The organism is Chamaesiphon sp., from assembly GCF_041737865.1.
Taxonomy (GTDB): Bacteria; Cyanobacteriota; Cyanobacteriia; order Cyanobacteriales; family Chamaesiphonaceae; genus Chamaesiphon.
Map to the genome: position 1 here is coordinate 1 of NZ_JBGSQZ010000216.1, position 10878 is coordinate 10878.

A 10878-nucleotide genomic window follows, 5' to 3' on the forward strand; every position below is an offset into this window, starting at 1 on the left:
TGTTCTCTCAACATTTGAGCTGTCTGTGCCCAACGACCATAGTCTACTCTTAACATCTTTGCGTTGACCTCAATTTACTCCTCAGAATCAGATTGTCTCATACTTTGAAAACTATGGGTTTGAAGTTGGACGGGGTTTAGTTACGACTTACGTCAAAGAGTAATCGAAGCAATTGAGCTAGATGGGATGAAAAAAAGTGAGGCAGTACAGGTATTTCAAGTCAGTCGAAATACAATTCACTTGTGGCTAGCGCAACTCGCCAAGACCGGAGATTACCAAGCCAAACCAAATGAGCCAAGAGGAAATGGACACAAAATTACGGACTGGGAAAGATTCAAAGAATTTGTGAGAGCAAATGGAGATAAAACTCAAGCAGAAATGGCTAAATTATGGGAGGTGCCAATTAGTGACAGAACAATCTCAAGAGGCTTAAAGAAAATTGGATTTAGTCGTAAAAAAAACTTATGGGTATCGAGAAAGGGATGAAGAAAAAAGAAGAGAATTTAAAGAAGAGCTAGCTAAATATAGCCGAGAAGAGCAAGTCTATATAGATGAAGCAGGAATGGATAATAGAACTGGGCGAGAGACCCGTCCAGTGATGAATATGGCTATGGATATAATGAGATAGGAAAAAGGTTTGAGGCACTGAAAAGTGGCAAAAGAGGCGGGCGAATTAATATGATTGCAGCTTGGTGTAATGGACAATTATTAGCACCATTTACTGTAGAAGGAGCTTGTAACCGTAGCGTATTTGAAATCTGGCTAGAGACTTGTTTAGTCCCAACATTAAAAGCCGGACAAGTAGTAATAGCAGATAATGCCACATTTCATAAAGGTGGCCGGATTCAAGCGTCGCGGGTCACCCGCCACGCAGAAATAATTGAAGCAGCAGGATGCCACTTATTATATCTGGCACCTTATTCGCCAGATCTTAACAAGATTGAGCGGTGCTGGTCATGGCTCAAAAGCCGCATCCGCAAGCAAATTGATAAATTTCTCTGTCTTCGAGATGCAATGGAAGATATTCTCAGTAAAGCGTCCTAACCGCCTTGGCGGTTGCTATAATTGCGACTTCTGATGAAAATTAGTCCTCATCGATCGAACTAAAAAATGCACTAGCTGTAATAGCTAGTGCATTTTAAATCGCTAAACAGATCGGGATTTTTAGAATTCCATTTCAGCAGCTTGAACGCGCTCGACTTGTTTCTTTTTGAGAACTAGCAAGATTTGCGACAGCATAATCATAAAGACAAATGCAATCAGACCGAGAATGCGATCGGGATTTTGTAAGACGATTTCGATATCTTTTTGACCGAAACCACCGACGTTGGGATTGTTGGTAATTGCTTGACCAGCAGTAACAGCAGCACCTTGAGCAACTAGTAACTCAGGGCCAGCAGGAACTTTGTCGATGACAGCATCGCCAGTCGCAGGTTGGATCGTGACTTGAGTGCTACCGTCTTCCTGTTTGTTAATTGCCGTAATATTTCCAGCAACAGAAGCGTTGACGACAGCATTGTTACTTTTCTCGCCTGTAGGATAGACCTGTCCGCGACCGCGATTACCGCCGACGTGAATTTGGTATTTACCGAAGTAAATGCCTTTTTCGGTTTTAGGATTGGGCGACAATACGGGGAAGATCAGTTCTTGATATTTATCACCAGGAAGTGGGCCGATGATGACAATATTCTCTTTGCCATCGCCGTAGGGCTGAAAGTACATCCCTTCGGTTTTTTCCTTCAGTTCGGGGGTGAGACGGTCTTCAGGGGCGATTTTGAAGCCGTCGGGTAGCATCAAGACAGCACCGACGTTTAATGGCCCTTTGGTGCCATCTGCGGTGACTTGTTGAATACTTGCATCGTAAGGAATTTTGACGACAGCTTCAAAAACTGTATCGGGTCTTACTGACTGTGGGACTTCGATTTCAGTGACTTTAGCTGCGAGATGACAGTTGGCACAGACGATTCTACCTGTTGCTTCGCGGGGAGACGCTGGGTAAGTTTGTTGTGCCCAGAAGGGGTAGGCTGCGGCTGATTGTGGTAGCACGAGATCGTTGGCGAAAACGATCCCGACGCTAGCTAAGATAACCACTAGGGTTTTGGTCAATAGTCGCTGGCTACGTTGCCATGAGAGTAAAGTTAATTTCATAGGTTAAGGATGACAGACGAAGAAAATTAATAATATACGGATACTAAGTGAATGGCTTGCACTGAGCGAAGTCGTTGGCGTTAGCCTGCCGTAGGCATAGTGTGGATAGTGAGTGGATCGTAAACATCGGATTTAACTCATCCCTCAAGCCTATCGCCTATTCCCTATGCCCTGGTTTATGCCCACCAAGCTGGTTCGTCTGTACGGAAATCGGTTTCAGTCCAAGGGGTAAGCTCGATGGTGTCGTTTGCTGTCACTGTTGCATGGGCTAGGGCTAGAGATTTAGGTGCGGGACCACGTACCATTTTGCCCGCCTCATCGTACTGAGAACCATGACAAGGACACATAAATTTATTTTCAGCCTTGTTCCAGGGGACAACACAGCCTAGGTGAGTACAGATGGCGTTGATACCATAATTGACGATCGTTGCATCAGCTACGACGATGTAGGTAGGATCGCCTTTTAAGCCTTGAGCCAATTCGCGATCGCCTTTTACCTTACCAGCTAAGAATGCACTAATTTTGACCTCATTACCTTGAGCGTCTTTGGCTGTTGCGCCGCCGCCAGCCGCACCGCTTGCAGGTGGGATGAAGTATGCTACAAATGGATAGGCAGCACCGAGTACCATCCCACTAATCGTACCGAAAGTGAGCAGGTTCATGAATTGGCGACGACCAAGATCTGGTACGTCAGCGGAACTGGTAAGTTGGGTCATAAGCTGAATGAATTTTATCTAATAATATCTTTGCACAACACTTAGTTGTCACCCAGTCGGATCGCTATATAGTGATGTAAAAGCTTACAGCATCTCACATTATGACATTTTTCGGTGCCGATCGGTAAAGCTATCTAGGTTAGAGGTAGTCGGGGCGATCCCCACCCTTATTGTGCAGGTTTAAACCCCGAACATTTAGTAGCGTCACATTGAGGTTGAACTAAGCTATTGATTGTTTGCGATCGATCGCTACCTGTAAAGCTAATTTGCCCAGTGATTCCCCCAATATCAAAAGTCGGACTGCTAATAATTTTCTGAATTTCCTGGCGACTCTCGGTAATTTCTAGATCGATCGGTAATCGATCTAAGGCAGTGATTAGTACCTGAGTCGCATCATAAGTCATCGCAATCCGATGATCTAGTTGGGCTTTTATACCCCAATAGTTGAGGATATTAATTATATTATTCTGATAACTAGATGGATGCCAAGGTAAGCTAATTACTAGTTTCTGAAGTTGCTGTTTAGGATAATTAAATAGAGTTTGATCTTTGACTACTTCATTACCGATAATTGGTAAACTACCATTATTTGCTTTGACGATCGACAGGAGCCGATCTCGTTCTGGATCTTGACTAGTATAAGCATCAGGAATCAAGACGATCGCTTGCGCTCCAGCAATTCTGGCTTGCTTTAGATCGTCGGCTGGATCGCCTTTACCTTTAAAGTTGAACTCTTTAACAATATTTATCCCCTGAAAATTTGCTTTCAATGCTGCTGTCATTGACTCGCTAAATGTCCTACCAGGAGTATGAAATAAGACTATTTTATTGTATTTATGGGTTCTTAAATATCTAGCAATCTGTTTTCCAGATATCTGATTGTTAGAACAGGCACGGAAAAAGTAAGTGTTCCGATTGTTGTTAGTTAATTTAGTGGCAGTAGAAGTACTAGACATTAGCACAGTTTGATGTTTCTTGTGAATATCTTTTACTACTGAAGTTACTTCCGATGAATAGCTACCAATTGCCGCAAATATCTCCCGTGTCAATAACTCGTCTGCTAATTTACCCCCTCGACTTTATTATGTTGCTAGTTTAGCATTTTCTAGCATAATCGAGGTTTCTGGATCTTTTTTAGCATCCCAGGCTTTAGTTAGTAGCTTTATTGCTAGAGTAAAGTCTCCATTGGCAATTGCATTAGCACCATCCTGCTTATCTTGCTGTGCGGGGATGCTATTTTCTCTGCGTAAAATTTCCTCCCCACAGCTAATTCGATCGCCTTGAATGACATTACAGGCAGGTTTTAGCACTGGCGGGCGCGTTTGAAAATAAACGATTGTAGTAACAACTAAACCAATAAGTGCGATCGGTGGTATTTTCACTGCTTTCCCTCTAAACTTAGTAGTTACTATGGGACGAAGTACCAAAACATGTATATTTTTTTGGCTAATCGACAGTTTTTTAATGGTAAGCTGTCAAACATTTAAAACACTCTTTTTGTCCTCTAGAACCTTTGCTGTAAGGGATTCAGTCAAAAGATTTAGATATAAAACAGCTTAACTGGTACTGGTGCAGCGATCGGAAACTTTAAAGGCGGATCGTAAGGTGATGTAAATAAGATTGGCAAAATTGACGAGCCTGGGCAATCTCCTTCGATCGCACTCAATTCTCCTCTAGTATTTGTCAGAGCGACTTCTAAGCTTTGAGAGTCACCAATCCAGCGTTTGAGTAATCGATCGAAGAATAGCCTCAACGCTCGATAATGAACTGGAATTCTAAAGGCAATAACATTAGGCACCCCAATATTCTCTGATGCTAATGCTTTTGCCGCACCAATGCTCGAACATCCCGCTAAAATTACGAGCTTGAGTCCACGATGGACACTATTTTTAAAAGGTTGCGTAAAATCTTGAATCGAAATATTGTCTCGATCGTTAATATTGATTTTACCATCAGTACTATCATTATTTGTGCAACTATGTCCAATGATAATGATAATATCGAATGTTCGATCGCTGACTAGATCGATTACTTGTTCTTTGGTTGGATTTTCCAGATCATAGGTCTCGTGATGGAGTTCGGTTTACAACCTCGGTAAAGCACTGCGATCGCATTTTGATTAGATCCCTATTCAAGGCGATCTCTATCGATCGAGTTTGTTAGCTGAGAATTGCTACTGCAAATATAGCGACGCTCGTGCCCATGAAATCCATTTGTTCGGGCACTGGTTGACTGCTAGCTAAAATTGCCGAAACTGAGAAATTATCGATCGCCAACCCACGATCGGCACCAATATGGTGGATAAGTGATGGTTAAGTGATACCAATTCTTTAAATTCAGCAGTCAGATTCAATGGACACAAAACTTACTACTAGGTAATCAAGATACTTACTATTTACTATCCACTAAAATTCTTAACTGCGCGATGAATTTCTCGATCGTTATTCAGCGCAATTCCGCGTATGCCAAACTTATTCTTCTGACTAGCAGCAAAGTAGCCTGATAAAATATCTGGTTGGTTACAAAATTCATCAATTGCTACCCATCCTCGATCTACTATGATGTTACTTGCAGTTTTAAATACGGCTAATTGCGATCGAAACCAGTCACCGATCTTAGTTATTGCTACTGCTGGATTGATATATACGGCTAGATGTTCGGGAGAATTAATAATTGCTCCCCACTGCTCAAAGGGTAATACTAGACGCGGTGAAAATATCGACTTGTGTTGCTGCAATCGATCGATTAATACCTTTGCTTGTGAATTAGATAATGATGTTAAGCTGGATATTTTTCCTCGCTCTAGTGCTAATCCACCACTAGCAACTAGATCGCCAGCAATCCAGAGCAGATCTAGATCGTCAATAAGATCGGCATTCTCAACTTCATAGCTCTGCAAATGTCGATCTAGAGTTGCTGTCTGGAGCAAATGCTGATGAGAGACAAAGCCCCACAGGTGTAGATAATTATGCTCTAAATCTACCTGAATCGGTACATAGTAATCAGCAGCCCAATTACTTAAATCCACCCATTCTCGCGGGACTTCAAAGCCTAATAAGTCTAGATCGTGACTCAGCATAAATGCTATTTTAACACCGTCAATAGACAAAGCAAAGCCATTGACTAAGTTGATAACTGATATCAGTTGAGATTCCTCGCTCGGAAAGATCGACTTGACAACTAAGCCTAGATCGCTTAGATATTTTTTCACTGCTGCGATCGACATCAGCTCGATCTTAGTTTGACTCAGACATTTATCTAAACTATCAAAATTGACACTAATCCAAATATGCTCTGGATATATTTCTGTTAACGCTTCAATTGCGTGAGGTAAGCTACCCATAAATTTAAGCTAAATTAGAACATTAATTACTTGAACCAACCAAGAGTCTTTATGTGATTTTCACTGGATACTTTCTTTTAAAGTAGTGCTCTAACAATTGAGTAGCAGCTTGGAGCGACAGACTATTTCTTTGAGGCTTACCACTATTGGGATGAGGAACTTGGCTGTGAATCAGATCGAGTAATTTTAGATAAAACCTGCCTAACAGCCGAGATATTGCCGATTGATCTTTAGAGACGATCTTGGCAATATCTGCTTGGGTAAGTTTTTGGTGATGGCGAAGTTTGACGATCTGCTGGGTTTCGACAGGCAAACTATTAATAAATTCATCGACGAGCATCAATAGCTGCCCAAATAACTGCTGAGACTCTTCAAAATCTGGCGGTGGAGGACTAACATAACGATCGATTGGAATAGAGCCAGCCCAATCGTCATATTTCTCAATTATCAGGCTGCTATCTGCACGAATTAGCGTACGACACGATCGACTATCCCCTGTAATTCTTCAATAGTTAGATTAATAGATAACGAGTGTACCTCGACTAAAATTGCTTGTCAATCATCCAAGCCCAACTTATTTACACTTATCCCCGATCGAGCCAAATAGTTTTTAAATACTTTGGAGATCGATACATAGGATTCAAATTGAATCGGTGTAATATTACCGAGTAGAGCTGTCCGAATCAATTTATGACTCGATCGAGAGACAATCCCAAAATTTGACAGTCCAAAATATGGATGCCCATTTGCCCTTAAATCTGCAAAAGAGTTGTACTTAACAACCTTATAAGTCCATGCTTGTAATCCTACTAGTAGATTGGGATGGTATTTGGGATTGAAACCAGTCACGAGCTTTTGAATACTCACAGTCGGGGTAATTAGTCGATCGAATAACTCCTGAGACTGTTGCGATCTGGGAATTTTATTCCAGGTATGCTGCGCGGCTTTAACTGTCATCCAGGTGATGAAATTAAACCAACAATTGTGGTGTGGATCTGGTGCGGGTGCTAATGCTACTTTGTATAAACTATCGATCGCTACAGTTATCAACTCAGGATTGGCAACTAATAGTCGATCGACATAAATATTTACTTGATGAAGATCTGCTAACGGTATCTCGGCAAGATCGAAATTTCCAGCTTGACAGATCCCCCGCATCGCAACTCGATCGCATTTCCACCGCAAATGTACATAGCCAGAAGAATCTAGTTCCCATCGCACGGGTACGCTGTAAAATATGCTCAAAGGGTTAATCGGCATAAAATTGGGATAAACTACCGACGATAATTACTAATTGGGATGACATCCTCGATTAATGCAGGTAAATAGTTGATGGTTGATAGCTTGCACTATTGGCGTTAGCCTTGCCCTTCGCATAGTGTTGACAGCGGCTTGCGCCCTGAAGTTTGGTAAAATAATCGCAGATCGCTAAATTGTGGTAAGCAAAGCAATTGCCGATCGATCGCGATTCATCTGAGCTAAATCGAGTGCAGTTAAACCACCAGGATTTTTGCAGGTGCGATCGCATCCCGCCGCCAGCAATAACTCGATAACGCGATGATGTCGGCGATGGGTTGCCCACATTAAAGCTGTCGCGCCCGAATTATCTTGAAGATTGAGATCGACTTGGACATCGACAATCGATCGCACTAATGCCAAATTACCGTGGATCGCTGAAATAATTAGCGGCGTTTGTCCACCTTTGAGAATCTGTACGGGTGAGACACCAGCAGCCAATAGTAATTGAGCAATTTCGGTAGATTGGTTGACGATCGCCAGTCCAAAAGCCGTCACACCCTGCTGATGGGCATCCAGGTCTGGGCAAGACTCTAGAATAGCTGCTACGGCTGCTGTGTGCCCGTGCAAGGTTGCCAAAACTAGTGGTGTATCACCCAGACTAGTAATCAGATCTGTCTTCGCTCCATGACCGATTAGCAGCCTGACTAGATCGGCATTACCTTCGATCGCGGCTAAGTGCAATCCGGTTTCTAGCTCCTGAGACTGAAGATTTGGATCGGCTCCAGCATCTAGCAGCAGCCCGACAACTTCGATCTGTCCGGCAGATGTAGCCGCAATTAGGGGTGTCCAGCCGTCATTATTTTGGAGATCGATCGCGGCTCCAGCATCAATCAACAGTTGAATCAGGCGAGTATCCCCACGCTCGGCAGCAATTATCATCAAACTATCACCATCGAGATCCACCGCTTGGGGATCTGCTCCGGCTGCCAATAACAGAATGAGGATCGTCGGATCGCCTGGAGCAGACATCAGTAGCAACGGCGTTTTGCCATCACTCCGGCGATAATTAATATCTGCCCCAGCACTAATTAGCTGTCGCACAATGTGAGGATAGTTTTGACTAATTGCAATATTGAGAGCATTATCTTCATCAGCATCGATCTTCACCACATCCGCACCAGCAGCAATCAGCAATGATACAATTTCCTGCGCCCCAGCCAAAGTTGCCCCCATCAACGCGGTACTGCCATCTTCATTAGTCGCATTCACATCTACCCCCTGCGCCAATAACTGCTCCACAACAGCAATCCGATGGGCGGATGCGGCAAACATCAGTGCAGTAGTCCCAAATTGACACCGATGAATATTTACATCTGCACCAGCAACGAGCAGTAGCTCGACGATTTGAGCAAAACCTTTCTGGGCAGCAAACATCAACGCGGTGGTACCCTGGGCATCAGTCGCATTTACCTGGGCACCACGTTCTAGAGCAGTAGCAACTTGACGATAGTTACCTAGCTTAGCGGACTGAATGAGGAGGAGATTGAACCGATCGGCGATCGTCATAAATTTTGGCAGTCGAACTGTTAATGGATTTGGTGGTACCCGATCCTCTGTTCGAGCAGATCCGTTCGAGCAGTAAGCGATCGCCAACACCAACAAATTTTATGCTAACTTTTATAGATATTCTGATAAACTTTTGCGTCAATTTCGCCGATCCTATGGACTTTATTCCCGCTAATATCAAACCATACCTCAATTTTATCCATCCGCCGCTAATGTGGATTTTATTAGCAACTACTCTATATGCAATGTATCTGGGCTTCCAAATTCGGAAAACACGGAGTGCAACTGGGGACGAAAAGAAAAAACTAATCCAAGGTAAATATAATATCCGCCATCATCAAATCGGCTCGATCGTCCTAGCTGTAATGGTGTTAGGCTCCCTCGGCGGCATGGCTGCTACTTATGTCAACAATGGTAAGTTATTTTTCGGCCCGCACCTACTAGCTGGCTTAGGAATGACTGGTTTAATTGCTGTATCAGCCTCGCTGTCTCCCTACATGCAGAAAGGGATGGATTGGGCAAGATACAGTCACATCGGGATCAACCTAGTTATCGTCGGTCTATTTGGCTGGCAAGCTCTCTCTGGAGTAGAAATCCTTCAGCGAATTATCAGTAAAATGTAATCCGTTCGCGCAGCGCGATTCACTGAATCCCTGTCGTTGGCGTTGGCGTAGCCTCCCGCAGGCACAGCATCAGCTCTACCGAATCGACTAACTTCCAACTAATACCAATTTAAAGAATTAAAGCGACAGATCTTTACCCCACCCAACCTCCCCTTATAAAGGGGAGGAGTTAATCTGTCGTCATACCAATTTAAATTGGTATAAAATCTAGATTGGAGCGAATGCCGCACTACGCATCCCACAGATCGACCCTTACGCAGCGACTCGCGCTCGTCGGGTTCCCCGACGGTTTAGCGAGTCAAGACAGGAGAGTTTGAGAGGCGGAACGCCGCCTCTCAACGGGGGGTCTGGGGGTCGGATCCCCCAGATCCGGGTTTTGTCCGCACAAATAACATCCGCAACCCGCAAGTTCTATTCGTCTGCCGATTCGCTCATCACAAACAGCCAAACATACTCCTTAAATAATATAATTAGTCACTTCACCCTGGGCAGCTTGCCAACTCCGCGCATCATAATAAAGATCCGCCAAAGAAATACTCGCTAAAGCCGCCTGAAGTTTTTCATTAAGTCTGCTCCAAACCATCAGTGTCACCCAATCTGCGGCAAGATTGGTATCCTTTACTCGATTCGTCGATTCATTGATATTAGGCTTATCGACGACCATTGCCTCACCGACAGCCATTAAAATATCACTCAAAGAAATTTGAGTAGGATTTTTGGCGAGTTGATAACCACCATGAACACCCCGAATAGAGTTGACTAATCCAGCTCGTCGCAATTCGATCAGTAATTTTTCTAAGTAAGGGATCGGTAAGTATTGACGAGTGGCGATCGCACTGACCGACGCAGGGCCATAACCAGGCTGTAAACTGAGGTCTAGCATCGCCTTAACGCTATAATGTCCGCGAGTAGTCAGCTTCATAGTTATTTGGCTATTTCATAATTTGGTTGCTGGGGTAAATCGATCCTAGACTAGACTCGATCCGATTGGCTCACCCTAATTGCCAAATCTCATCGAAATCTTGTAGCTCTAACTATCGATCGCGAGTGCATCTTAATTGATTACTCACAACTATTATTTACTATTCACCTGACATCTTAAAATAAGTTTCGTTCCGTTCTAAAAAAGATGGTATGTTAGATAGAGACAATTAACAAACTCGCTCTAGTCAGTGTACTATAGTGATAAGTGCTAATAGCAACCTCCAATAACTAATTGCAGGGCTAGTTTAGCAAAACCGCA

Annotated in this window: 10 protein-coding genes and 2 pseudogenes; 2 read left to right on the forward strand and 10 right to left on the reverse strand. The window is 43.5% G+C overall.

The features are described 5' to 3' along the window. The first annotated feature begins 162 nt into the window (after window positions 1–162). A pseudogene (locus ACEW9J_RS16235) lies at window positions 163–1044 on the forward strand (IS630 family transposase). A 120-nt stretch (window positions 1045–1164) separates the two neighbouring features. On the opposite strand, the gene petA reads toward ACEW9J_RS16235, so the two are convergent. The 9 genes and pseudogenes from petA to ACEW9J_RS16280 form a co-directional block, all read right to left on the reverse strand. Then, window positions 1165–2148: a cytochrome f gene (gene petA, locus ACEW9J_RS16240; protein WP_373546154.1), complete on the reverse strand. Its 984-nt coding sequence runs from the start codon at window positions 2146–2148 to the stop codon at window positions 1165–1167. A gap of 176 nt (window positions 2149–2324) precedes the next feature. Then, window positions 2325–2864 (reverse strand): cytochrome b6-f complex iron-sulfur subunit, encoded by a 540-nt coding sequence (gene petC / locus ACEW9J_RS16245; protein WP_373546155.1) that lies wholly within the window; start codon window positions 2862–2864, stop codon window positions 2325–2327. Between the two features lie 167 nt (window positions 2865–3031). Next, a pseudogene (locus tag ACEW9J_RS16250) lies at window positions 3032–3922 on the reverse strand (ABC transporter substrate-binding protein); the annotation flags it as partial. Window positions 3923–3946: 24 nt separating this feature from the next. After that, window positions 3947–4246, reverse strand: a complete 300-nt coding sequence (locus ACEW9J_RS16255) for a hypothetical protein (protein ID WP_373546156.1) — start codon at window positions 4244–4246, stop codon at window positions 3947–3949. Window positions 4247–4404: 158 nt separating this feature from the next. Then, entirely contained in the window at window positions 4405–4920 is a 516-nt protein-coding gene (locus ACEW9J_RS16260) for a CHAT domain-containing protein (RefSeq protein WP_373546162.1), read from the reverse strand. Window positions 4921–5262: 342 nt separating this feature from the next. Then, on the reverse strand, window positions 5263–6207 hold the full coding sequence (locus ACEW9J_RS16265; protein ID WP_373546157.1) for a DUF1822 family protein: 945 nt from the start codon (window positions 6205–6207) through the stop codon (window positions 5263–5265). A gap of 49 nt (window positions 6208–6256) precedes the next feature. Further along, window positions 6257–6547, reverse strand: a complete 291-nt coding sequence (locus ACEW9J_RS16270) for a sigma factor-like helix-turn-helix DNA-binding protein (RefSeq protein ID WP_373546158.1) — start codon at window positions 6545–6547, stop codon at window positions 6257–6259. Window positions 6548–6762: 215 nt separating this feature from the next. Next, complete coding sequence (locus ACEW9J_RS16275; protein ID WP_373546159.1) at window positions 6763–7467, reverse strand: hypothetical protein; 705 nt, start codon at window positions 7465–7467, stop codon at window positions 6763–6765. A gap of 168 nt (window positions 7468–7635) precedes the next feature. Continuing rightward, window positions 7636–9012, reverse strand: a complete 1377-nt coding sequence (locus ACEW9J_RS16280) for an ankyrin repeat domain-containing protein (RefSeq protein WP_373546160.1) — start codon at window positions 9010–9012, stop codon at window positions 7636–7638. Between the two features lie 155 nt (window positions 9013–9167). Between ACEW9J_RS16280 and ACEW9J_RS16285 the strand changes: the two genes are divergently transcribed. Continuing rightward, window positions 9168–9635, forward strand: coding sequence for a DUF4079 domain-containing protein (locus tag ACEW9J_RS16285; protein ID WP_373546163.1), 468 nt, complete (start codon window positions 9168–9170; stop codon window positions 9633–9635). Between the two features lie 457 nt (window positions 9636–10092). Here the strand turns inward: ACEW9J_RS16285 and ACEW9J_RS16290 are convergent, their stop codons facing one another. Further along, window positions 10093–10557 carry an RrF2 family transcriptional regulator gene (locus ACEW9J_RS16290; protein WP_373546161.1) on the reverse strand — a complete coding sequence of 155 codons (465 nt, stop codon included), beginning with the start codon at window positions 10555–10557 and terminating at the stop codon, window positions 10093–10095. Between the last annotated feature and the right edge of the window lie 321 nt (window positions 10558–10878).